This is a genomic window from Oceanobacillus sp. GQ8, assembly GCF_059758495.1.
Genome location: NZ_JCAXEV010000001.1, coordinates 253,329 through 276,667 on the forward strand (window position 1 = coordinate 253,329; position 23,339 = coordinate 276,667).

General features: G+C 38.5%; 20 protein-coding genes, 1 other RNA gene and 1 other annotated feature (1 of these 22 only partly in view). Of the genes, 18 read left to right on the plus strand and 3 right to left on the minus strand.

Features of this window, described 5'->3' with window-relative positions; translation table 11 throughout:
* Window positions 1–186, plus strand: a binding site (T-box leader) (it extends 33 nt beyond the left edge of the window).
* Between the two features lie 107 nt (window positions 187–293).
* The 3 genes from hisS (at window position 294) to ssrS (ending at window position 3,616) form a co-directional block, all read left to right on the plus strand.
* Window positions 294–1,583, plus strand: a complete 1,290-nt coding sequence (gene hisS, locus AC6CHS_RS01340; protein WP_498233679.1) for a histidine--tRNA ligase — start codon at window positions 294–296, stop codon at window positions 1,581–1,583.
* Window positions 1,576–3,357, plus strand: a complete 1,782-nt coding sequence (gene aspS, locus AC6CHS_RS01345) for an aspartate--tRNA ligase (protein ID WP_498233680.1) — start codon at window positions 1,576–1,578, stop codon at window positions 3,355–3,357. Before hisS ends, aspS begins: the two co-directional genes overlap by 8 nt.
* Window positions 3,358–3,427: 70 nt before the next feature.
* A non-coding RNA gene (gene ssrS / locus AC6CHS_RS01350) (6S RNA) lies at window positions 3,428–3,616 on the plus strand.
* Between the two features lie 126 nt (window positions 3,617–3,742).
* Here the strand turns inward: ssrS and AC6CHS_RS01355 are convergent.
* Together AC6CHS_RS01355 and AC6CHS_RS01360 are read right to left on the minus strand one after the other, a co-directional pair.
* Window positions 3,743–4,411, minus strand: a complete 669-nt coding sequence (locus AC6CHS_RS01355) for an RsfA family transcriptional regulator (protein WP_498233681.1) — start codon at window positions 4,409–4,411, stop codon at window positions 3,743–3,745.
* 369 nt (window positions 4,412–4,780) lie between these two features.
* Window positions 4,781–6,058 (minus strand): replication-associated recombination protein A, encoded by a 1,278-nt coding sequence (locus tag AC6CHS_RS01360; RefSeq protein ID WP_498233682.1) that lies wholly within the window; start codon window positions 6,056–6,058, stop codon window positions 4,781–4,783.
* A 232-nt stretch (window positions 6,059–6,290) separates the two neighbouring features.
* Between AC6CHS_RS01360 and cymR the strand changes: the two genes are divergently transcribed.
* The 15 genes from cymR (at window position 6,291) to greA (ending at window position 21,308) form a co-directional block, all read left to right on the plus strand.
* Window positions 6,291–6,710, plus strand: coding sequence for a cysteine metabolism transcriptional regulator CymR (gene cymR / locus AC6CHS_RS01365; protein ID WP_036572361.1), 420 nt, complete (start codon window positions 6,291–6,293; stop codon window positions 6,708–6,710).
* A gap of 87 nt (window positions 6,711–6,797) precedes the next feature.
* Window positions 6,798–7,940 carry a cysteine desulfurase family protein gene (locus AC6CHS_RS01370; protein WP_498233683.1) on the plus strand — a complete coding sequence of 381 codons (1,143 nt, stop codon included), beginning with the start codon at window positions 6,798–6,800 and terminating at the stop codon, window positions 7,938–7,940.
* A 15-nt stretch (window positions 7,941–7,955) separates the two neighbouring features.
* The gene (gene mnmA / locus AC6CHS_RS01375) at window positions 7,956–9,068 is read left to right on the plus strand and encodes a tRNA 2-thiouridine(34) synthase MnmA (protein ID WP_498233684.1); all 1,113 of its coding nucleotides are present in this window, start codon (window positions 7,956–7,958) and stop codon (window positions 9,066–9,068) included.
* A gap of 15 nt (window positions 9,069–9,083) precedes the next feature.
* Window positions 9,084–9,746, plus strand: a complete 663-nt coding sequence (locus tag AC6CHS_RS01380; protein ID WP_498233685.1) for a tetratricopeptide repeat protein — start codon at window positions 9,084–9,086, stop codon at window positions 9,744–9,746.
* A gap of 19 nt (window positions 9,747–9,765) precedes the next feature.
* The gene (gene recD2, locus AC6CHS_RS01385; RefSeq protein ID WP_498233686.1) at window positions 9,766–12,078 is read left to right on the plus strand and encodes an SF1B family DNA helicase RecD2; all 2,313 of its coding nucleotides are present in this window, start codon (window positions 9,766–9,768) and stop codon (window positions 12,076–12,078) included.
* 66 nt (window positions 12,079–12,144) lie between these two features.
* A complete protein-coding gene (locus AC6CHS_RS01390) occupies window positions 12,145–12,333 on the plus strand; it encodes a YrzR-like zinc ribbon domain (protein ID WP_498233687.1) in 189 nt (62 codons plus the stop codon).
* 48 nt (window positions 12,334–12,381) lie between these two features.
* Window positions 12,382–13,443 carry an AI-2E family transporter gene (locus AC6CHS_RS01395; RefSeq protein ID WP_498233688.1) on the plus strand — a complete coding sequence of 354 codons (1,062 nt, stop codon included), beginning with the start codon at window positions 12,382–12,384 and terminating at the stop codon, window positions 13,441–13,443.
* 430 nt (window positions 13,444–13,873) lie between these two features.
* Window positions 13,874–16,513: an alanine--tRNA ligase gene (gene alaS / locus AC6CHS_RS01400; RefSeq protein WP_498233689.1), complete on the plus strand. Its 2,640-nt coding sequence runs from the start codon at window positions 13,874–13,876 to the stop codon at window positions 16,511–16,513.
* A 174-nt stretch (window positions 16,514–16,687) separates the two neighbouring features.
* Window positions 16,688–16,957, plus strand: a complete 270-nt coding sequence (locus tag AC6CHS_RS01405) for an IreB family regulatory phosphoprotein (RefSeq protein ID WP_036572375.1) — start codon at window positions 16,688–16,690, stop codon at window positions 16,955–16,957.
* The gene (gene ruvX / locus AC6CHS_RS01410; protein WP_036572377.1) at window positions 16,958–17,371 is read left to right on the plus strand and encodes a Holliday junction resolvase RuvX; all 414 of its coding nucleotides are present in this window, start codon (window positions 16,958–16,960) and stop codon (window positions 17,369–17,371) included.
* A gap of 13 nt (window positions 17,372–17,384) precedes the next feature.
* Window positions 17,385–17,672 carry a DUF1292 domain-containing protein gene (locus AC6CHS_RS01415; RefSeq protein WP_106897016.1) on the plus strand — a complete coding sequence of 96 codons (288 nt, stop codon included), beginning with the start codon at window positions 17,385–17,387 and terminating at the stop codon, window positions 17,670–17,672.
* Window positions 17,673–17,986: 314 nt separating this feature from the next.
* Window positions 17,987–19,105 (plus strand): endolytic transglycosylase MltG, encoded by a 1,119-nt coding sequence (gene mltG / locus AC6CHS_RS01420; protein ID WP_498233690.1) that lies wholly within the window; start codon window positions 17,987–17,989, stop codon window positions 19,103–19,105.
* 253 nt (window positions 19,106–19,358) lie between these two features.
* Window positions 19,359–19,997 carry an O-methyltransferase gene (locus AC6CHS_RS01425; protein ID WP_498233691.1) on the plus strand — a complete coding sequence of 213 codons (639 nt, stop codon included), beginning with the start codon at window positions 19,359–19,361 and terminating at the stop codon, window positions 19,995–19,997.
* A 15-nt stretch (window positions 19,998–20,012) separates the two neighbouring features.
* The gene (gene udk, locus AC6CHS_RS01430) at window positions 20,013–20,651 is read left to right on the plus strand and encodes a uridine kinase (protein WP_058949349.1); all 639 of its coding nucleotides are present in this window, start codon (window positions 20,013–20,015) and stop codon (window positions 20,649–20,651) included.
* 180 nt (window positions 20,652–20,831) lie between these two features.
* A complete protein-coding gene (gene greA, locus AC6CHS_RS01435; protein WP_036572387.1) occupies window positions 20,832–21,308 on the plus strand; it encodes a transcription elongation factor GreA in 477 nt (158 codons plus the stop codon).
* A 58-nt stretch (window positions 21,309–21,366) separates the two neighbouring features.
* On the opposite strand, the gene AC6CHS_RS01440 is transcribed toward greA, so the two are convergent.
* Complete coding sequence (locus AC6CHS_RS01440; protein ID WP_498233692.1) at window positions 21,367–22,794, minus strand: zinc ribbon domain-containing protein; 1,428 nt, start codon at window positions 22,792–22,794, stop codon at window positions 21,367–21,369.
* Window positions 22,795–23,339: the final 545 nt, after the last annotated feature.

Sequence of the window (23,339 nt, forward strand, 5' to 3'; positions counted from 1 at the left end):
CACATAAATAAGAGAGAAAATGCCAGAGGCTGAGAGCATTTTCACTTGATGGCTCAACGAAAGACACTCCCGAGGCTTTATGCTGATATGTAAGTATAAACGTTTTGCAGGCGTTAACTGTGAAGAGCGGATGCAATATTATTGCATCAACTAGGGTGGCAACGCGGGTGAACTCCCGTCCCTTATTTTTAAGGGACGGGAGTTTTTTATGTTTTTTTAGAAAAGACGCGAGATCCACATGCACAGAAAAACAATAGTGTTTTATCAAATGATGTTATATAGGAGGATTTGCAATGAATATGAAGGCGCCAAGAGGTACTGTGGACTTACTTCCTGAAAGCACAAGGAAATGGCAGTATGCCGAGAAAAAAATAAAAGATATTTGTGATCGGTACAATTTTAATGAGATTCGGACACCAGTTTTTGAGCACACCGAATTATTCCAACGCGGTGTAGGCGATTCTACAGACATTGTCCAAAAAGAAATGTATACCTTTGAAGATAGAGGTGGACGGAGTCTAACCCTTAGACCAGAAGGGACAGCATCTGTTGCCCGTGCCTATGTCGAAAACAAATTATTTGGTAATCCTATTCAGCCAACAAAGCTATACTATTTCGCGCCGATGTTTCGTTATGAACGCCCACAAAAAGGGAGAATGCGGCAGTTAAATCAGTTTGGAGTAGAGGTGCTAGGAAGTGCTGATCCGGCGGTGGACGCTGAAGTTATTGACTTAGCTATGACGTGTTATAAAGAGGTGGGATTGACTTCATTAAAGCTCGTCATTAATTCACTTGGTGACAGTGAAAGTAGAGACAATCACAGAAGAGCGCTTGTAGAGCATTTTTCACCTGTTAAGGAAGAACTATGTAGTGACTGTCAAATAAGGCTAGAGCAAAACCCGCTTCGAATCTTAGACTGTAAAAAGGATAGGGAACACCCTGCCATGAAAAATGCGCCATCTATTCTAGACTACTTAAACGATGAATCCAAGAATTACTTTGAACAGGTTAAAAGCTATTTAACGATGATGGGCATTGAGTATGAAGTTGATAAAAATCTGGTTAGAGGACTTGATTATTATAATCACACAGCTTTCGAAATCATGAGTGAAGCAGAAGGTTTTGGTGCCATCACGACATTAGCTGGTGGAGGCAGATATAATGGCCTTGTCGAAGAGCTAGGTGGTCCTGACACGCCGGGAATCGGTTTTGGAATGGGATTTGAGCGCCTAATTATGGCACTTGAAGCTGAGAATAAGCAAGTCGCAATAGAGGAGCAATTAGATTGTTATGTTGTTGCGATGGGCGACCAAGCCGAAAAAGAGTCTGTAAAAATTCTTCATGAACTTCGTGCTGTGGGAATTCAGGCAGATAAGGACTACCTCGGACGTAAAATGAAGGCGCAATTTAAATCTGCTGATCGCTTTAACAGTAGCTATGTGCTAGTGCTAGGCGATGAGGAATTAGAAAAGCAGATGATAAATGTTAAAAACCTTGAGACAGGTGATCAAATAGAAGTTAAGCTCCAGGAAGTTGTTTCATACATGAAAGGAACGTTGCAGGGAGGCAAAGGAAATGAGTGAAAGAGTTTACGCAGGAACGCTACGCGATGCTCATATTGAGCAATCCGTATTACTAAAAGGATGGGTGCAGAAAAGAAGGGATCTTGGTGGTCTAATTTTTATAGATCTTCGTGATAAGTCAGGACTCGTTCAGGTTGTTTTTAATCCGGACATTTCCAAGGAAGCATTGGAGACTGCTGAGGTAGTAAGAACAGAATATGTAGTTCAAATAAAAGGAAATGTTGTAAAAAGAGATCCATCCACGGTAAATCCAAATATGAATACCGGGACAATCGAAGTACTTGCAAATGAATTAACGATTATTAATAAAGCAAAAACGCCTCCTTTTGTCATCCAGGATGAAACAGAGGTATCCGAGGATTTGCGATTGAAATATCGTTACATGGATCTGCGCAGAGGGCCGCTTCAAGAAACATTTAAGTTGCGTCATAAAACAACACAAGCAGTGAGGAATTATTTGAATAACAATGATTTTCTTGAAATGGAAACACCTATTTTAACAAAGAGCACACCAGAAGGAGCAAGAGACTATCTTGTGCCAAGCAGGGTTCATGCAGGAGAATTTTATGCTTTACCACAATCTCCTCAACTGTTTAAACAGTTAATTATGATGGGTGGATTTGAAAAGTATTATCAAATTGCACGCTGTTTCCGTGATGAGGATCTAAGAGCAGACCGTCAACCAGAATTCACACAAATTGATATTGAAACATCCTTTATGTCAAGTGATGATATCATGGCCATGACGGAGGAAATGATGAAACAAGTCATGAAGGAAGTTAAGAATTTAGATATTACACTCCCACTACCAAGAATGCCATACGATGAAGCAATGGCTAGATATGGTTCCGATAAACCGGATACGCGCTTTGGTATGGAACTAACACATGTGACCGAAGTATTAGCAAACTCTGATTTTAAAGTGTTTAAAAGTGCTATCGAATCAGGCGGTAAAGTTTGTCTGTTAAACGTAAAAGGGCAGGCAGCTAATTATTCAAGAAAAGACATTGATAAACTAACAGAATTTGTTAAAGTTTATGGTGCAAAGGGAATGGCTTGGCTGAAAGCAGAAGGAGAAGACTTAAAAGGACCAATATCAAAATTCTTATCAGAAGATGAAGTGAAAGGGATTAAAGAGACTGCGGATGTTGAAGACGGAGATCTTCTATTATTTGGTTCTGATAAAACAAGTGTTGTATATGACAGTCTTGGCGCCCTCCGATTAAAGCTGGGAAAAGAACTTCAGCTGATTGATAACGATTTATTCAACTTCCTATGGGTAACGGATTGGCCGCTACTGGAGTATGATGAAGAGCTTGGTAGATATTTTGCTGCGCATCATCCGTTTACGTCACCTGTTGAGGAAGACGCTTCTTTGTTAGAGACAGATCCAGGTAATGTAAGAGCAAATGCATATGACCTTGTTTTAAATGGATATGAGCTTGGTGGGGGATCCATTCGTATATATAAGAAAGAACAGCAACAACAGATGTTCCGCGTACTAGGCTTTACTGAGGAAGAAGCAAATGACCAGTTTGGCTTTTTGATGGAAGCACTAGAATATGGAGCTCCACCTCATGGGGGTGTGGCACTAGGATTAGATAGAATTATAATGCTATTGGCCGGAAGAACGAATTTACGAGACACCATCCTGTTTCCGAAAACCGCTTCTGCATCTGACTTACTTACAGAAGCACCTAGTCCGGTAAGCCATGCCCAGTTGGATGAGCTTTCAATCGGGTTAACAGAAAAAGCCACAACTGAGAAAGAATAAGACAAATAAATACTACCGTTGAAAAGCCACGGGGTATATGTTAAGATGAATTTACAAAATCATAAAGTTATTAATCCTGATGTGTACGTCTGAATAAAGTGTTTGACCGAACAACTGATTATTTGGGAGCTCGTTTCGTTTCTGTGTTGCGTGCATGCCTCTCCCTTGTGGAGAGGAAGCATAATATATGCAGAACAGAGCACCCACCTGCTATGAGCGGGATCAAAACTTGTTACCGGACGGCACAATCGGGATTACTACATAAAAAGAAGCCCCCTGTAGAAATAATGCAGGGGGGCTTCTTTTTTGCTTGATAGATAGGGAAGAAAAAAATCGAGCTTCAGACCATTCTTAAAAAGAAGTAGCCGCTTGCACTTTTGTTTTATTAATTTCCTTGAGCAAGCTGCTGAAGATTTCCGTTTTTGTCCATACGGAAAGCTGGTGGGGCTGAAGCGCCAGTTTCTTCTAGGACCGTCATTTTTCTTGCTCTATCCATAATTTGGATGAATACCTGATAATCCTCTTGAATGGTTGCAAGCTGATTCTCAGTTTGTTTTAATTGGTGATTTAATTCTTTTACTTCTTCTTTTAACTTCGTATTCTCTTGTTCCATTTGAGCTAGAGAAGCTTTTGATTGATTGGAAGCATAGTAGTCTTTTTTAACATCCTTTAGAAAGCGAATCACGGTATCCATGGTGATAGCTGTGCTTTCAACTACTGCAGGTGTTTGTGTTTGCTCTACAGGTTGATAGTCGCTCTCAGAAGTTTGCGCTGAGATTTGGGCCACGGGTTTCATTACGCGTGGAGAATGTCCAGCTAAAGCGCGTTTCTTCTCTTTTCTCTGTCTTTTTGCAAGATCAATAGCATTGTCATACTTTGTACGAACTTCTGCATTCCAGCGAAATCCACATGCAGCAGAGGTGCGATTTAGCTTATCCCCTACTTCATCAAACGCATTTAATTGTGTACTACCTTCTCTAATATGGCGTAAAACGGTTTCCGCCAACAATAAATCATCTTCATGGGACCATGCATCCTGTCTTACTTTAACCATTTGGTTCAACTCCTTCATCGATAAAAATTAATCATAGATTTCATGTTTTATAATGTTATCTTTACCGATATGGAGTAATTTTATACCTTGATTATGAGAGTCGTTTTTTTTCTTGTATTGCTTTTTAAAAATATTATCGCCAGACTTCTCTGTTTTCTGTATAATTTGTCTTACTACTTTCTCTTGAAAAAACAGGCTAGTAGTTAGGGAGACCTTTATCCCGGTGCAACCGTCCGTAAGACTTCCACTTCAAAACATGAAGTAAAACATTGATGTTTAAGAGGGAGTAAACGGACGCTAACACCCCGATTCGTTCAACTAACAATCAGTGGGGGAAGAAAGAAAACTCCCACTGATTGAAGTTTCACTTTATTGTTTCTTCTCACTCTGTAGCTTTTCATACACTTGTTTCATGGCTGCTTCAAACTTACCTGTACTCTTTGGCTGGTAATAGTGTTTGTTTTTAATAGAGTCTGGCAAGTATTGTTGGTCGATCCAGGCATTATCATAGTTGTGAGGGTATTTGTATTCTACACCTCGTCCGAGTTTACTGGCTCCCAGATAGTGCGCGTCTTTTAAATGAGATGGTATTTCCCCACTTCTCCCATTCTGGATATCAGCAAGTGCTGCATCCAAAGCTTTATAAGCAGTATTTGATTTTGGAGAAAGACATAATTCCACAATGGCAACGGAGAGGGGGATGCGAGCTTCCGGAAAGCCTAAACGTTCAGCTGCCTGTACCGCAGCAATAGCCCGTGGGCCAGCTTGTGGGTTTGCAAGCCCGATATCCTCATAGGCGGTTACAATCATTCGGCGTGCAATACTATCAAGATCGCCTGCTTCAATCAGCCTTCCCAAGTAATGGAGCGCCGCATCGACATCGCTCCCACGGATTGATTTTTGAAATGCTGATAGGACGTCATAATGAGCATCGCCCCCTTTATCATGAGAAAAACTCTTCTTTTGCATACATTCTTCTGCTATATTTAAGTCAATTACGATGTGCCCATCACTGTTTTTGGGGGTAGAAGCCACCGCCAGTTCCAGTCCGTTTAGAGCAGATCGCATATCCCCATTTGCACTGCCGGAAAAGTGACTTAATGCTTCATCTGTTAGTTCTATTGTCAGGTCACCAAAACCTTCCTGATCGTCTTGAATTGCTCTTTTGATGGCTACCTTAACATGTTCCTCAGACAATCGATGAAGTTCGAATAAATGACACCTACTTCTTATTGCTGGATTAATTGAGTGGTAAGGATTGCTCGTTGTACAGCCAATCAATGTAATTAAATTACTTTCTAAGTGAGGAAGTAAAAAGTCCTGTTTCGCTTTATCCAGCCGGTGTACTTCATCCAATATTAAAACGAGTTGTCCACGCATTTTTGCTTCTTCTACAGCAATTTCCATGTCTTTCTTCTTATCTGTCACAGCGTTCAGTTTTTTCACAGGTAAACCAAGGCTTTTGGCAAGTGCCTGAGCCATTGAAGTTTTGCCAGTGCCGGGTGGCCCAAATAAAATCATCGAAGCTAATCGGTTCGCTTCTACCATTCTATAAATAATTTTTCCTTCTCCAACCAAATGCTCCTGTCCAATAATTTCATAAATGTTTGCAGGTCGCATTCGAAAGGCAAGTGGTTTCTGTTTCATTTATACCGTCCTCTATAGTAAAATAGTAGTTTCTTTAAAAAATGTACATTCTATTGTTTTTTCAACCCGTTTAAAAAAGTCCGAAACTAACTGGTTGAAGTGTTATACGCGCAATAGATATGTCTAACCTTAGCTTAAGCATGATGCCGATAAAATGCAAGAAAGACAAGATTCGTGCTATACTATCATGTATAAACAGGATAGCATTGTACTTAAAATAGAGGTGTAACAAGTGAAGATTTCAACTAAAGGAAGATATGGTCTCACCATTATGATCGATCTAGCTAAAAAGCACGGTAATGGGCCGACCTCTTTAAAAAATATTGCAAGAGAAAATGATTTATCAGAACACTATTTGGAACAGCTAGCATCTCCGTTGCGAAACGCGGGATTAATTAAGAGCATCCGAGGTGCATATGGAGGATATATTCTGGCAAAAGAGCCTGCCACGATTAGTGCAGGAGATATTATCCGGGTTTTAGAAGGACCTATCACACCAGTCGAAGGCATTGAGGACGAAGAACCTGCTAAGCAAGCACTATGGATGCGAATAAGAGATGCAGTGAAAGATGTTTTGGATACTACAACACTAGAGGATTTGGCGAACCATAACGGGGAGCAGCCTGAAGAAGGCTACATGTTTTATATATAAAGTGAAACTTCATTATGATGGGGTTATTCTCTCACCATATGTTAGGTAAATCATTTTGAGATAAATTGTTTGGAAGGATCGATTACAATGGAACAAATCTATTTGGATCACGCTGCAACAAGCCCGATGCACGAAGAAGTAATTGCTACTATGATTCCGATATATACAGACGTATTTGGTAACCCGTCCAGTGTTCATTCGTTTGGTAGAAAAGCGAGACAGCAACTGGATGAAGCGAGAAGGGTATTAGCAGGAAGCATCCATGCTAATGAAAAAGAGCTTATATTTACAAGTGGTGGTACAGAGGCAGATAATATGGCCTTAATTGGGACGGCCTTAGCTAACCAGCATAAAGGAAAACATATTATCACCGTAAGCCAGGAACATCATGCGACTTTGCATACTGCAGAAAAACTGGAGAAAATGGGATTCGAAGTTACTTATTTACCGATTTATAAGGACGGTAAAATAGCAATTGAGGATTTACGTACTTCTCTTCGTGACGATACGATTCTCGTTTCAATTATGTTTGTAAATAATGAGACGGGAATTATACAGCCAATTGAAGAAGCAGCGAAGCTTGTGAGCCAACACCAGGCATATTTTCATACAGATGCAGTCCAAGCATATGGATTACTGGATTTGAATGTAAAGGAAATGAGTATTGATCTGCTTACCGTTTCTTCTCATAAAATAAACGGCCCTAAAGGAATAGCCTTTCTATATGTAAAGGAAGGTATTGCAATGCAGGCATTACAATTTGGCGGTGAACAGGAGCGAAAACGTCGCCCAGGTACAGAAAATGTTCCGGCTATTGTAGGTTTTAAACGAGCAGTTGAAATAGCTATGGAGAAGCGACAGGAGAGAAATAAGCTTTATCAAAGCTTTAAGGATCACTTCGTACAAATACTAAAAAATAATGAAATAGATTTTGCTATAAATGGCGATCCGGAATCGGCGATTGCTTCTATTGTAAATATTAGTTTTCCTGGAACCAATGTGGAAGCACTTCTTACTAATTTTGATCTTAGCGGAATTGCTGCTTCAAGTGGCAGTGCTTGTACAGCAGGTTCAGTAGAGCCCTCCCATGTACTTAGTGCGATGTTTGGTGAAGGACATCCATGTACAACTAATTCCATCCGATTTAGCTTTGGACTTGCGAATTCAAAGGAAAATGTAGAAGAAGCTGCAGAAAGAGTGTCCAAAATAGTAAAACGATTAGTTTCATAAAAAGGATGAATGAAAATGAAAAGAATTGAAGATACAAGAGTGGTAGTGGGCATGAGCGGAGGAGTAGATTCCTCTGTTGCAGCTTTACTATTAAAACAACAAGGCTATGATGTTGTCGGGATATTTATGAAAAACTGGGATGACACCGATGAATTTGGAGTTTGTACAGCAACAGAGGATTATGATGACGTTGTACGAGTTTGTAACCAGTTAGATATCCCTTACTATGCCGTAAACTTTGAGAAACAATATTGGGATAAAGTATTCACGTATTTCCTTGATGAATACAAAGCCGGTAGAACACCGAACCCAGATGTAATGTGTAATAAAGAAATAAAATTCAAGGCTTTTCTAGACCACGCTATTTCACTCGGAGCGGACTATTTGGCAACAGGCCATTATGCACAAGTTCGTGAAACAGATGGACGAGTGGAAATGCTTCGTGGGGTGGATGACAATAAAGACCAAACTTACTTCCTAAACCAATTGACAGAAGAAGTTCTAGAGAAAGTTATGTTCCCACTAGGGCACCTTCCAAAATCTGAGGTTAGAGAAATAGCAAAGAAACATGACCTTGTAACGGCAGATAAAAAAGACAGTACAGGAATTTGCTTTATCGGCGAACGAAATTTTAAAGAGTTTTTGAGTGAGTACTTGCCAGCACAACCTGGAGAAATGAAGACATTATCTGGAGAAACAAAAGGAAAACATGATGGCTTAATGTACTATACAATTGGACAACGTCAAGGACTTGGAATTGGTGGGGCAGGAGATCCTTGGTTTGTAGTCGGTAAAAATCTTAATGATAATATTCTCTATGTGGAGCAAGGATATTCTCATGATACCCTGTATTCTGACGGCCTAATAGCAACTGATTTAAATTGGATTAACAAAGATAGAGTAGAAAACACATTCACATGTACAGCTAAATTTAGATACCGTCAAAAAGATAGCAAGGTTACGGTGTCATTGCTGGAAGATGGTAAGGTAAGAGTTGATTTTGCTGAAATGGAACGTGCTGTTACACCAGGACAAGCTGTTGTATTCTATGATGGTGAGGTTTGCCTAGGTGGCGGTACGATAGATGAAATTTTAAAAGAAGAGAAAGCACTAAATTATGTTGGATAAATAAGGGGTTTTACGATGGATAAAAACAAGCAGGCTATTGCTTATATGCAAGATAATAAATTTGAAGAGGCAGCAGCTCTTTTTACGGAAGTAATTGAGGAGCAGCCAAATGATCCTGTTGGATACATTAACTTTGGTAATTTACTATTGCATGTTAATGACCAAGAGCGTGCCCAACGTTTTTTTGAAAAGGCCATCGAACTAGATGAGAAAGCTGCTACTTCTTACTATGGCTTAGGAAATTTATATGTTGAACAAGCTAATTATGAAAAAGCACAGGTCAACTACCAAAAAGCGATTGAACTTGGTTTAGAAGAAGCAGATGTGTACTATATGCTTGGTATGACATTCTTGCAACAGGAGCACGATAAGCTAGCACTTCCTTATTTGCTTAGGGCCGCTGAACTGGCACCAGAGGATGAGGAAATTCTCTTTCAATACGGACTAGCACTTGCGCAAAGTGATCACATCTCGGATGCTGGTTCCGTTTTTGACAAAGTCATCCGTTTAAATGAGGCACATAGTGATGCGCACTATAACCTTGGAGTTATTGCACTATTTGAAGATAAGATAAATAAAGGGTTGGAGCATTTTGAACGTGCGCTTGAAGCTCAACCTGATCACGTTCTGGCACAGAACGGAAAGAAAAACGCAGAACAGTTACTAAGCGAAATGTAAGATTGTGGGGTTGTGTTAAATGGAAATGGGCAGGCATTCCGAGGAAGAAAAAGTTGGCTATATAAAAGGAGAACTAGTCTACACCATTTTTCATAATGAGACAGAGCATTTTTCTATTGCAAAGATTAGAATACTGGAAACAGATGAAGATTTTCAAGAGAAGGATGTTGTGGCAAAGGGGTATTTTTCCACTCTCCAGGAAAATACACCCTACTTTTTTTATGGAGAATTTGAGAAGCATGCTAAATTCGGAATGCAGTATAATGTTCATTCCTATAAAACGTTTATTCCAGATACGAAGGATGGGTTGGTGGCGTATCTATCCAGCGATATTTTTTACGGGATTGGCGAAAAAACAGCCGAAAAAATAGTTGGGAAGCTTGGAGAAAGTGCTATTTCGAAAATCTTGAATGACCCTAAAGTTTTAGAGGGCGTCCCAGGGATAAAAAAAGAGAAGGCAGAATCTCTTGCTAGAACGTTGCAAGAGAACCAGGGTTTTGAACATGTTGTTGTTCATCTTGCAACCTACCATATTGGTCTAAAAATGGCACAAAAAATTTATCAGGCGTATAAAGAAGAAGCAATTGATATTTTGGAAGAGGACCCATATCGTTATGTTTTTGATATTGAAGGCTTTGGCTTTCAAACAGCTGATGAAATAGCCGGAAGAAATGGACTTGCCCCCACACATCCTAATCGTATTGGAGCAGGCTGTATTTATGTGTTGCAAAAAAGCGTTCAAGAAGGCAACGTTTATATGCCAATGGATGAATGTACTACCAGGGTTCTCGATTTGCTAGCAACAGTGGACTTAACACATGAAGTCATTCACAACAGATTGACAGAGTTAAATACTGAGAAAAAGATTATCCTTCAAGAAGGCAATGTTTATTTGCCTTCCCTTTATTATGCAGAAGATGGTTTTGCAGCACAGGTAAAACGCATTATGAGTGAAGAGACAGATCATGAGACACCAACCGCAGAATTAATGAAAATCATCGGATCGATGGAAGAAGAGGAAGTTTTGAGCTATGGGAAGGAACAGTTTGAAGCGATCAATCAGGCAATCCATTCCAAAATGATGATATTAACTGGTGGGCCAGGGACAGGGAAAACAACTGTTGTGAAAGGTATTTTAAATGCTTATGCCTCCATCCATAATCTCTCGTTAAACAAAGAGGACTACCAGGATCGCTCGGAGTATCCGTTTATTCTTACGGCACCAACTGGCCGTGCTGCAAAGCGTTTAACAGAATCAACTGGACTTCCTGCCGTTACCATTCATCGCTTGCTTGGCTGGGACGGAGTAAGCGGTTTTGAAAAAGGAGAAAGCGAACAACTTGATGGGAAATTTCTAATTATCGATGAATTTTCTATGGTAGATATTTGGCTTGCGAACAGTTTGTTTAAAGCTATCCCTAAAAACATGCAGGTGTTAATAGTAGGGGACGAGGACCAGCTTCCTTCTGTCGGTCCTGGTCAAGTCCTATCTGATTTGCTTAGCAGTGGAAATATTCCTTTTGTACGTCTAACCGAGGTTTATCGGCAAAAAGAAGGATCAAAAATTATTCAGCTTGCTCACGAAATAAAAAATGACCAGGCGACCAACCTGGAAAATGATAAGGATTTTAGCTATATTTCTTGCTATGAGCCGCAGCTGCTAGACGTTATCGTAAAGATTTTTTCTAAGGCAATGGACAAAGGAATTGAAGTCCGTGATATTCAGGTGCTTGCACCAATGTATCGCTCACAGGCTGGCATAACGATGATTAACAAGGAACTTCAGAAATTGGTGAATCCGAAAACTCCGCAAAAGCGAGAGGTACGAACACAGGATGCAGTATTTCGTGTAGGAGACAAAGTGATTCAGCTCGTTAACCAACCTGAAGATGGCGTATATAATGGTGACATTGGTGAGGTTGTGGCCATTTTTACGGAAGATGAAAACACAGATAATGTGGAACAACTCGTCATCGTCTATGATGAAAAAGAAGTGGTGTATGAAAGGAAAGACTACACAAATATTATGCATGCCTACTGTATTTCGATTCATAAATCACAAGGTAGTGAATTTCCGATCGTAATTTTACCAGTAGTGTCTGCGTATAACCGAATGCTACGCAAGAATTTGTTATATACAGCAATTACCCGTAGTAAACAATCCCTTATTATTTGTGGGGAACAGCGTGCGTTCATTCGCGGCATTGAAACAATGGATACAAATAAACGCTATTCAGCTTTAAAAGAACAACTGCAAGCACGACTTGAAAAACCATTAGATGTAAGTGAAGAACACGAAGAAGAGGAAATTTCGCCGTATGACTTTATGTAATGTATAATTTGTTACAATTTGGGAAAGCCTAGCTTAATAAGTTTTATGTTAAAGGGGCTTGAGTTAATGCGTTGTCCGAATTGTAATGGCAGGGATATTGGTAAAATTGGCGTACAACAATATTATTGTTGGACTTGTTTTATTGAAATGGCGGTCGTCAATGATGAGCTAAAAGTTCACCAGGTTGAAGCAGATGGCTCGCTTAGTTCGCTAGATGATCTTTTCTCCCAGGAAGAAAGAAAAATACATTGGTAGTCACCTGAAGCATTAAATGAAGTATGTAGTATGCGAGGGGGACGGACTATGTTCAAAGACAGGAAGGGATTGACTATTCTCTACTGGTTAATCTTTGGTATTTTTCTTTTTTTATTTGTTTATTTAATGGTAAAGTTGTTTCCATTGTACGGAGCTGTATTTTCTTTTTTATGGCATTTATTAGCACCTTTTATCATTGCTTGTTTCATTGCATACTTGCTTTATCCTGTGATAAATCGGATTCACGGCTTAGGAATTCCACGAGGCTTGGCAATCTTACTTATTTACTTATTATTCTTCGGAGGTGTGGGTTACTTAGTCTATCGCATTTTTCCAGTTATGCTACTCCAAATCAGGGATCTAAATGAACAGCTTCCACAATTTATTAGCATGTATGAAAAACTTATCTATCAAATGTATGAATATACTTCCTTCTTACCTGAAACGGTCCATGATAAAATTGATGAGCTTATTATTCGACTCGAAGGTTTTGTGAATGGTTTGCTTTCAAATATAATAGAAAGTACGACAAAGATATTTGATATGATTGTCGTCATAACGGTTATTCCGGTTCTTGTATTCTATTTTCTCAAGGATGATACTAAAATTAAATCCTATATTAAAAGATATATTCCGGAAAAGTATAAGTCTAGGACAGGTAAAATGGTAAGAGCGGTAGATGAAACAATTGGCAATTACATTCGAGGTCAGTTAATTGTTTGTCTATTTGTGAGCATAACCTCTTTTATTCTATTTCAATTACTTGGGTTGCAGTATGCCCTCCTCTTAGCACTCATTATGGGAATTACAAATATCATTCCTTATTTTGGTCCAATCATTGGGGCAGTTCCTGCCGTAGCAATCGCATTAACAATGTCGGGGAAAATGGTTTTATTTGTTATCCTATCCGTGTTTGTACTGCAATTGATTGAAAGTAATTTACTTGCACCGTATATTGTTGGGAAAAGCATAAATATGCACCCCATTGCCATTATATTTGCATTATTACTTGGCGGACAGTTGTTTGGGGTACTTGGTATGATTCTTGCTGTACCTGTCTTTACAACGTCCAAGGTCATCATAAAGCATTTGCTCCATACAGAGCATTAACTTGGATGATGTTTAACGGTTTCAGTGGGATCTGGCAAGAGATTATCTAATTCCGTTGTTACCCTTTTACCCGATGTCTAGGCTTTTTCTTGACATTGGCTACAATGTTTTCTATAATATCGCTGAACTATAATAAAAAACTGTGCATAGTTTAATAACAATAAAACCAATACGTAGAAGGTTCCAAGTACATGAAGGTCGATTGATAAGAGAGGGTTTTCCTTGGCTGAAAGAAAACCTGAATAGGACGCATGGAATGCTAAACCAGAGTGCGGTTAATCCCCGTCGGTTTCATACCGTTACCATGATCAAGTGATGAATAAGTCTTGTACTTATTTGTAATTAGGGTGGTACCGCGAACGAAACTCGTCCCTGCATTGTGCAGAGAGGGGTTTTTTTGTTTTTTATAAAACACATAGGAGGTATATGGATGAAACAGTTAACATCTGCAGAAGTAAGGCAAATGTATATCGATTTCTTTAAGGAAAAAGGGCATCGTGTTGAACCAAGTGCATCACTCGTTCCACAAGAGGATCCGACATTGCTATGGATTAATAGTGGGGTAGCTACACTGAAAAAATATTTTGATGGTAGGGTGATTCCAGATAACCCTCGGCTTGTAAATGCCCAAAAATCTATCCGAACCAATGATATCGAAAATGTTGGTTTCACAGCAAGACACCATACTTTTTTTGAAATGCTGGGTAATTTCTCAATAGGGGATTATTTTAAAAAAGAGGCAATTGAGTGGGCATGGGAATTTTTAACGAGCAGTAAATGGATTGGGTTTGATCCAGCATTGCTCTCTGTTACTGTTCATCCAGAAGATGATGAAGCATTTGATATTTGGCTACATGACATAAAGATCCCAGAAGAACGCATCATTCGTTTAGAGGAAAATTTCTGGGACATTGGGGAGGGTCCAAGTGGTCCAAACACAGAGATCTTCTATGATAGAGGAGAAAAATACGGAAACGATCCCAAAGATCCTGAACTATATCCTGGTGGAGAAAATGATCGCTATTTAGAAATATGGAATTTAGTGTTTTCTCAGTTTAACCATAATCCAGATGATACGTACACCCCTTTACCTAAGAAAAACATTGATACAGGCATGGGACTAGAAAGAATGGTTTCGGTTATCCAGGATGTTCCTACTAACTTTGAAACAGATTTGTTTATGCCTATTATCCGGAAAACCGAAGAACTTGCGAACACCAAGTATGGAAAGACAAAGACAGGCGATACAGCATTTAAAGTGATTGCCGACCACGTCCGTACAGTCAGCTTTGCTATAGGCGATGGAGCAGTTCCTTCAAATGAAGGGAGAGGCTATGTTCTTAGAAGACTATTACGTCGTGCCGTGCGATTTGCTAAAGAGATTGGCATAGAAAAACCATTTATGTTCGGACTTGTCGAAACAGTAGGCAACATCATGAAGGATTTTTATCCAGAAGTGTTAAAACAACGTGAACTGATTGAGAATATCATAAAAGTTGAGGAAACACGTTTCCATGAAACCTTAAATGATGGCCTAGAGATTTTAAGTACGATCATTAAAAAAGAAAAAACAAAGGGTAGCAATGTCTTTCCAGGGGTAGAAGTCTTCCGTCTTTATGACACGTACGGTTTTCCTAAAGAATTAACGGAAGAGTATGTGGAAGAACAAGGATTTACGATCGACCTTGAAGGCTTTGAAAAAGAGATGAAGAAACAGCGTGAACGTGCAAGAAATGCCCGTCAGAAAGTAGATTCTATGCAGGTTCAAGATAGCCTTTTAGGAGATATAGAGGTAGAAAGTGAATTTGTCGGCTATAACGAGCTGGAAAAAGAAACAAAACTTGCTGCCATTATTAATGAGAATGAAAGAACAAATGTAGCCCAAGAGGGCGAGGAAGTCTTTTTACTACTTGATCGCACCCCGTTTTATGCCGAAAGTGGTGGACAGGTAGCGGATAAAGGCTGGCTTTATTCAGAAAAAGGGACTGCTTATGTAAAGGATGTTCAAAAAGCGCCAAAAGGCCAGCATGTTCACCATGTAACAGTAACTGAAGGAGAGCTTCGTACTGGGGATAGCCTCAAAGCGAAAATAGATAATCCGTTTAGGGCGGCAGTGGTGAAAAACCATACTGCAACACACTTGCTACACCAAGCATTGAAGGATGTACTAGGTGATTATGTTAATCAAGCTGGTTCCCTTGTGAGTCCAGATCGACTGCGCTTTGACTTTTCTCATTTTAGCGCAGTGACAGATGAAGAATTACAGCAAATTGAAACAATTGTAAATGAAAAAATATGGGAATCTATGCCGGTTAAGATTGAGACGATGCAGAAGGACGAAGCCAAAGAAATGGGGGCAATGGCCCTGTTTGGTGAGAAATATGGTGATGTTGTTAGGGTTGTACAAATGGAAGACTATAGTATTGAACTATGCGGTGGCTGTCATGTTTCCAATACGTCAGAGATTGGTCTGTTTAAGATCAGCTCAGAAAGTGGGATTGGGGCAGGAACAAGAAGAATTGAAGCAGTTACGAGCAAGCATGCTTACACATTCCTGAATAGTAAGCTGCATGTATTAAGAGAGGCTGCAAGTCAAGTGAAATCAACAGATGAAAACGTTCCAGAGCGTATTAATGGTCTATTCCAGGAAATTCGGACACTACAGAAGGAAAATGAATCATTGAACGCGAAACTTTCCAATGTAGAGGCTTCTTCCATTTTAGATAAAGTAGAAAAAAGCCAAGATGTCCCGTTTCTTGCTCAAAAAGTAAATGTAAAAGATATGAACCAGTTACGGAACATGGTTGATGAATTAAAACAAAAACTAGGATCTGGTGTCATTTTATTAGCAGCAGAAAATAATGGAAAAGTGCAGCTAGCTTCAGGTGTTTCCAAAGATTTAATTGAACGCGGCTTACAGGCTGGACAACTTATCAAGTTAGCAGCAGGAATTTGTGGCGGTGGTGGCGGTGGCCGCCCAGATATGGCACAAGCTGGTGGAAAAGACACTAGCAAAATCGGTGAGGCTCTATCTGTAACGAGCGAATATATTGCGGATAATCTGAAATAATTTCCTTTCAGCTTGTAACGAGCGATAGGAATAAGTATAATGAAACACACAGACATGTTAGAATGAATTTAACGGTGACAGGTTCGGGAAAATCTGGTTACAAACTGGTTTGAGTAGAACAAATCTATTAATCAAAGCAGGAACAAAGTGTTATTCTAAGATCGAGGTGTCATGATGAGCTCAATTGATAAAACGATGAAATTTAATTTTTCGGAGGAACCTTTTGATCAGGATATAAAGGAAATTCTTTTTACCGTGCATGAAGCGCTACGTGAAAAAGGATATAATCCGATCAATCAGATTGTGGGTTATTTACTATCAGGTGATCCTGCATATATCCCGCGCTACAATGATGCAAGGAATTTGATCCGTAAAATTGAGCGGGATGAAGTCATAGAAGAGCTGGTCAAATTTTATTTAGAACAACAGCAAAGGAATAACTAAATGAAAATACTAGGACTGGATGTAGGATCCAAAACAATCGGTGTTGCTGTAAGTGACGCGTTTGGTTGGACTGCTCAAGGGCTAACTACAATCGAATGGAACGAAGAGAGCATTACTTCTGCAGACTCAAAACTTGCAGAAATTATAGCAGAGAACGAAATTGGAAAAGCTGTTATTGGCCTTCCTAAAAATATGAATGGTTCTATTGGGGAACGTGGCGAAGCATCTCAGCGTTATGCAGAACATATCGAAAAAACCCATCACATTGATACCGTATTATGGGATGAACGTCTAACGACTGTAGCTGCTGAACGTGTTCTTTTGGAAGCAGACATGAGTAGGAAGAAAAGGAAGAAAGTTATCGATAAGATGGCTGCCGTGATGATTTTGCAAGGCTTTCTAAATCAAAAATAAAGGAGTGATATAAATGGCACTAGAAGAAAAAGAGCGTATCATAATACCGGACGAAAACGGGGAAGAACATTTATTTGAGGTTTTATTTACTTTTGATGTAGACAAAACAAGTCATTCGTACATCGCTGTTACACCAGTGGAACAGTCAGAAGACGAGGAAGTTGAAGTATATGCTTTCCGTTATGAAGAGAAGTCAAAAGATGATGATGACTTATCTTTATTCCCAATCGAATCAGATGAAGAATGGGAAATGGTTGAAGAAATGTTACACACACTTGCAGATGAAGAGAACGAATCCTAAAAAATGCACAAACTGCTGGTGTCCTAATAAGGGGCACCAGCTTTTTTTGAGTACTATTATTTTTTATCGTCTATGAGCTCAATAGAGACATACAATTATTCATTTCGCTGTACTCATTTTCTACAATAATTCCCTCAAATGTGTCTATATCTACTTATGAAAGCGGAATGGGAAGTAATATATCTTGTATGATTATGTTAATTCCTTAGGCAATAGCAATAAGAAATATAACCCGTACCTGTCGAATTGTAGGATTATAATGGCATATAATCGTATATTTTAGTATAATATAGCGGATGAGAGGGGGATACTTAATGTCCAAGAAGAAAAAGAATGGCAATTTTAAGGACAATCTCATTGCTCGAAGTGAAGAAGCTAAAACGGTGAGAAAGATTGTAGCAATCATTATCATTTCATTGCTTCTTATACTTATAATTGGTAGTATATCCGGCTATTTGTATGTTAAATCTGCATTAGAACCTGTGGATCCTTCTAGTGATGAAGAGGTTACCGTTGATATACCAATTGGTTCTTCAACCTCTACTATTGCTGCAATTCTTGAAGATAATGGGATTATTAAAGATGAGCGGATATTTCGTTTTTATATAAAGTTTAAAAACGAATCAGACTTTCAAGCTGGGGAATATACATTCACACCGTCTATGTCAATTGATGAAATAATTGAATCACTGAAAGAAGGCCGAGTAATTGCGGAGCCGGTACATACTGTTACTGTTCCTGAGGGTAAAACGATTGAGGAAATTGCTGAAATATATGCCAAGGAACTATCGTTTACAAAAGAAGACTTTTTAAACACTGTAAATGATCAGGCATACATTGAGCAACTTATCGAAGCATATCCTTCGATACTAACAGAAGACATCCTTGACCCAGAGATAAAGACACCTCTAGAAGGATATTTGTTTGCCGCAACGTATAATTTCTATGTCGATTCGCCATCCGTAGAAGCAGTGGTCAAAGAAATGTTGAATAAAACAGACTCCGTTATTGCAGAATACCGAGAGGCGATTAATGAGTCCGATTTTAGCCTCCATGAGGTGTTAACCTATGCGTCATTGGTTGAAAAGGAATCTGGAAATGAGGAACAACGCAAGAAAATTTCTGGAGTATTCATAAACCGGATGGAAGAGGGGATGAAGCTTCAGACAGACCCGACTGTTCTATACGCTCTGGGAGAACATAAAGATAAAGTACTGAATAAAGACCTAGAAATTGAATCGCCTTATAATACGTACTATGTAGACGCACTTCCTGTAGGGCCAATTGGCAATTTTGCAGAGAGCTCACTGGATGCTGCATTACATCCTGAGGATTCAGATTTTCTTTATTTTTTACATGATGGGGAAGGCGATATCTATTACGCCGAGACCTACGAAGAGCATTTGGAATATAAGGATGAACATATTAATTAAATCTAATAGGGAGTGTGAATGAGACGTTCACATTTCCCTTTTTTACACATTTGGAAAGTATAAAATTTTAGCTAGGGAGAAATAACGACGTAGTTAAAATTTTGAAGTCCCAAGTATAAGAAAAACGGACACATTGGCTAAAAAGATGAGCGAATACGAGTTTTTCTAACACAACGAGACAATATAAGTCTTTATAGCAAAGTAACAAGTTTTAAATGTAATGAGTTAGAGTTTAAGGAAAAGAGGTAGTTGCATGTATCTGAAAGAAGAAATGAACAACTATTTAATTGACCTGTTACCAACAAAAGAAGCATGGATAGAAGAGATGGAAGCGGAGGCGATTACTGACCATGTCCCAATTATGGATAAAGTCAGTATGCATTTTGTAACTCAATTAATTCGCATGAATCAACCAAAAAGAATATTAGAGATTGGTACGGCTATTGGATACTCTGCATTACGTATGCTACAAGCAAACCCAGAAGCAAGCATTGTTACGATCGAACGTGATGAAGAAAGATATAAACAGGCTTTAGAGAGAATCCGTCAGCTAGGAAAAGAGAATAATATCTCTGTTATTCTTGGTGATGCCTTGGAAGAAATCCCTAAATTGGATGGGATGTTTGATTTAGTATTTATCGATGCAGCAAAAGGACAATATAAGCGATTTTTCGAGCTAGCTAGTCCAATGTTATCTACGGGTGGCGTAATTCTTTCAGATAATGTATTATTCAAAGGGTATGTCGCTGAGCCTGAGAAGGCAACTGGTCGATATAAAAAAATGGTGGGTAAAATTATTGATTACAACGAATGGCTAATGCAGCACCCACACTTCACAACGTCTATTGTTCCCATAGGTGATGGGGTAGCAATTAGTGTACGAAAGCCCTGAAAGGAGTAACAAAGAATGCAAGACAGACCAGTAGTAATTGGTGTAGCAGGGGGAAGTGGTAGTGGAAAAACTTCTGTTACTAGATCTATATCCCAGCGCTTTACCGATAAAACGGTGCTCGTTATTGAGCAAGATTATTACTATAAGGACCAAAGTGATCTACCACTAGAGGAGCGGTTAAACACAAACTATGACCACCCTTTAGCGTTTGATAATGACTTATTAATTGAACATTTACACGAGTTATTAAGAAATAAACCAATAGAAAAGCCTGTTTATGATTATAAGCTACACACACGTTCAAGTGATGTAATTCCTGTAGAGCCTAAAGAAGTTATCATCCTGGAGGGAATCTTAATTCTTGAGGACCCTAGACTGGTTGATTTGATGGATATAAAGGTATTTGTTGATACGGATGCTGATTTACGAATTATTCGTAGACTATTAAGGGATATTAAGGAGCGCGGCAGAACACTTGATTCCGTGATTGATCAATATATCCAAAATGTCCGCCCATCTCACCTGCAATTTATTGAGCCAACGAAGCGTTATGCCGATATTATTATTCCAGAGGGTGGGCAGAATCATGTTGCAATAGATCTTATGGCAACAAAAATTGAAAATATATTAGAAAAAAACAAGCAACTTAAGTAAAATTTTATACAATCAGAAAGACAAACTAAGGAAAATTTTAGAAAATAATAAGAAAACTATTGAAAATATAAATAAAATCTGCCATAGTATTGTTTAGTATATTTTTACTTATCATGAGAATTATTCTCAATTGATATAGCTAATCATTTCCAAGGAAGTCAGAAAAGGAGTGTTTTTTTAATGGCAATAGAGAAAAGCTTTTATATGACACAAGAGGGGAAAGAAAAGTTAGAACAGGAATTACATCATTTAAAAACAGAGCGTAGACAAGAGGTTGTGGAACGGATTAAAGTTGCTCGTGACTTTGGTGATCTTTCTGAGAACTCCGAGTACGATGCAGCAAAAGACGACCAAGCCTTTGTTGAATCTAGAATTGCTCAAGTTGAAAAAATGATACGCAATGCTGTTATTATAGAAAATGATAACGATAACCCAGACATTGTTTCACTAGGTAAATCTGTAACGTTTCAAGAACTACCAGATGGTGATGAAGAAACGTATACTATTGTAGGTAGTGCAGAAGCCGATCCGTTTGAAGGGAAGATCTCGAACGATTCTCCGATGGCGAAAAGTCTTTTAGGACATGAAATAGGTACAGAAGTTTCAGTTGCAACACCTGGTGGAGACATTCAGGTTAAAATTACAAAAGTAGAATAGAGAAAAAGCGGGGTGCGTCCCCGCTTTTTTTATGTTTAACAATTATAAATTTATTTAACTATAAATCGAATGCTTTTTCGAAACTTGAAGTAATTATAAAATACTCGTTTTCATAAGTATCCAGTTTCCATTGCTCCGCATCCTCATCGTAAACTAACTCTAATTCTCTACTACGCGTATATTCATCTTTCTCCCAGTCAGCTAGTAACCACCCAAGGTTTTCCACTGGTTCATAAAAAATATAGTGGGCTCTCATTGTTATCGTGTAGGCATCTAATTCCTCGTCGAATACAGGGTTTGAGATGTTAGAGAGGTCATATTCTGCGCGTATAAGTTTACCTTGATATTCAGGATACTTTTTTGCAGTATTTGCCTGTCTCTCCTTTAGTGTATCCTTCATTTTATTGGTAACACCAGTTTTCATTATGGATACGTCCTTTTCAGCTAATGCCTGATGGTACTCCGCAATTGTAGTATTAAGTTGTTCCATTATGTTTGTTTCCATTTCAGGCGTTAACGCATTTACTGTATCAAGTCCAACATAATTACTTTCCAATGGTTCTTCCTCACTGCTTACCTCTCCCCAAGGGAAATCTTTATGGAAAGAATAAGAAACTGACCCATCTGTTGGGAATGTTCCCACAGTCTGTTCTCCCTCTTGTATTTCAATATCAGTTTTCTCCCCGTTGAGAGCTAACGTATAGCCATCTAATAAGGATTCAACAGAAATCTCGCTTATTGGTAACTTAAAAGACTCCTCTACGGTGTCCTGTCTCATTGTAAAGAGTTCTATTTCTACTTTTTCCTCTACTTGAGAATAATCATTTTTAAAGTTGGCCATTGCTTCATAGGATCCAGGCATAAACGGTCCGTATGTATCCGTAAAATCTTCTTCAGTTGATGTTCCCGCTACTTCTCCGTTTATAAGTAATTCAACATCTTTATTTGCTGTATTTAATTTAATAAATGCTGGTACGACTTGTAACTGGTAGCCATCAAATAGGAGCCATTCTTTGCCGTCTTGTCTGATATTAACGGTTCCATACATATCATCTAAGTAGGCTGTCCCATTACTTTTTTCAGGCGTGGACTTGATGAATTCTACCTGGTTATGTAGTCTACTTAAAAGCTCTTCATACGCAGTAGGGTGATCCTTTAGATAGGTTATGAATAGAGCAGTATTCTCTTCCGTGATTTCAAGAGAATCGTGTGCTGGAGTTAACAAATCAACTAACATGCCGGCATCTTCCTGTTCAACTGCCTCTTCAAACGAAGCTACAGTATTTTCTGGTGTGAATTTCCCCTTCGCAATAAAAAAGAAAACAGAAAGTACCGCAACGAGAACCAGAACGGGGACAATGATGAATAAAATCTTTTTACTTCTTCTTTTTGCCTTTACAATTTGTTCTGTAAGATCTGCTCCACATTCAGGGCAAAATTTACTCGTATTGCTTTTTAAAGCGGCACCACAATGGTTACATTTCACTTGATAAATCCCTCCTTAAACGAATTGTAATAGTATGTAATTAATCGTAACATATTCAAGTTGATTAATTATGAACCAATTTTACTGTTTAGAAGTTTTTTATCTGGGTATATATTATTAATCTCGAAAACACCTGGCACTTTCTAAAAGGGTAATAGGTAATGCTACTACACATTTTTTATTCTACAACAGGTATTAAACTTCAATTTTTCTCCTTTTAAATATTACATTTTTGTTACAATCCCGGTTTATTTTTACTCCAAAACAAAATTAGATAAAAAGAATCAGGCATATGGTCTCCATACACTTCCATTAAATTACAATCTTACTTTTTTGATTAATTATTCAAAATTATTAATTATTCAGTTAAAGACTGTTATTCACTTAAAAACGCTCTTAATCCAAACGTTATGTTTTGCTTTTTTATCTATTATACGCTTTCTGGATTAATTATTGCTATTTAAGCCAGAAAATTATCTTGAATTTAAGATAATATACTAATGACAATGGGTAAATGGAACTGTTTTTGCTTATAGCTCTTAATT

Coding starts and splice junctions, on each gene's coding strand:
- AC6CHS_RS01405 (WP_036572375.1), top strand. CDS start 16,688: ATGAGCTCAATTGATAAAACGATGAAATTTAATTTTTCGGAGGAACCT.
- AC6CHS_RS01425 (WP_498233691.1), top strand. CDS start 19,359: ATGTATCTGAAAGAAGAAATGAACAACTATTTAATTGACCTGTTACCA.
- aspS (WP_498233680.1), top strand. CDS start 1,576: ATGAGTGAAAGAGTTTACGCAGGAACGCTACGCGATGCTCATATTGAG.
- AC6CHS_RS01395 (WP_498233688.1), top strand. CDS start 12,382: ATGTTCAAAGACAGGAAGGGATTGACTATTCTCTACTGGTTAATCTTT.
- AC6CHS_RS01355 (WP_498233681.1), bottom strand. CDS start 4,411: ATGGTTAAAGTAAGACAGGATGCATGGTCCCATGAAGATGATTTATTG.
- alaS (WP_498233689.1), top strand. CDS start 13,874: ATGAAACAGTTAACATCTGCAGAAGTAAGGCAAATGTATATCGATTTC.
- AC6CHS_RS01390 (WP_498233687.1), top strand. CDS start 12,145: ATGCGTTGTCCGAATTGTAATGGCAGGGATATTGGTAAAATTGGCGTA.
- mltG (WP_498233690.1), top strand. CDS start 17,987: ATGTCCAAGAAGAAAAAGAATGGCAATTTTAAGGACAATCTCATTGCT.
- recD2 (WP_498233686.1), top strand. CDS start 9,766: ATGGAAATGGGCAGGCATTCCGAGGAAGAAAAAGTTGGCTATATAAAA.
- ruvX (WP_036572377.1), top strand. CDS start 16,958: ATGAAAATACTAGGACTGGATGTAGGATCCAAAACAATCGGTGTTGCT.
- AC6CHS_RS01370 (WP_498233683.1), top strand. CDS start 6,798: ATGGAACAAATCTATTTGGATCACGCTGCAACAAGCCCGATGCACGAA.
- udk (WP_058949349.1), top strand. CDS start 20,013: ATGCAAGACAGACCAGTAGTAATTGGTGTAGCAGGGGGAAGTGGTAGT.
- greA (WP_036572387.1), top strand. CDS start 20,832: ATGGCAATAGAGAAAAGCTTTTATATGACACAAGAGGGGAAAGAAAAG.
- AC6CHS_RS01360 (WP_498233682.1), bottom strand. CDS start 6,058: ATGAAACAGAAACCACTTGCCTTTCGAATGCGACCTGCAAACATTTAT.
- hisS (WP_498233679.1), top strand. CDS start 294: ATGAATATGAAGGCGCCAAGAGGTACTGTGGACTTACTTCCTGAAAGC.
- AC6CHS_RS01415 (WP_106897016.1), top strand. CDS start 17,385: ATGGCACTAGAAGAAAAAGAGCGTATCATAATACCGGACGAAAACGGG.
- AC6CHS_RS01380 (WP_498233685.1), top strand. CDS start 9,084: ATGGATAAAAACAAGCAGGCTATTGCTTATATGCAAGATAATAAATTT.
- mnmA (WP_498233684.1), top strand. CDS start 7,956: ATGAAAAGAATTGAAGATACAAGAGTGGTAGTGGGCATGAGCGGAGGA.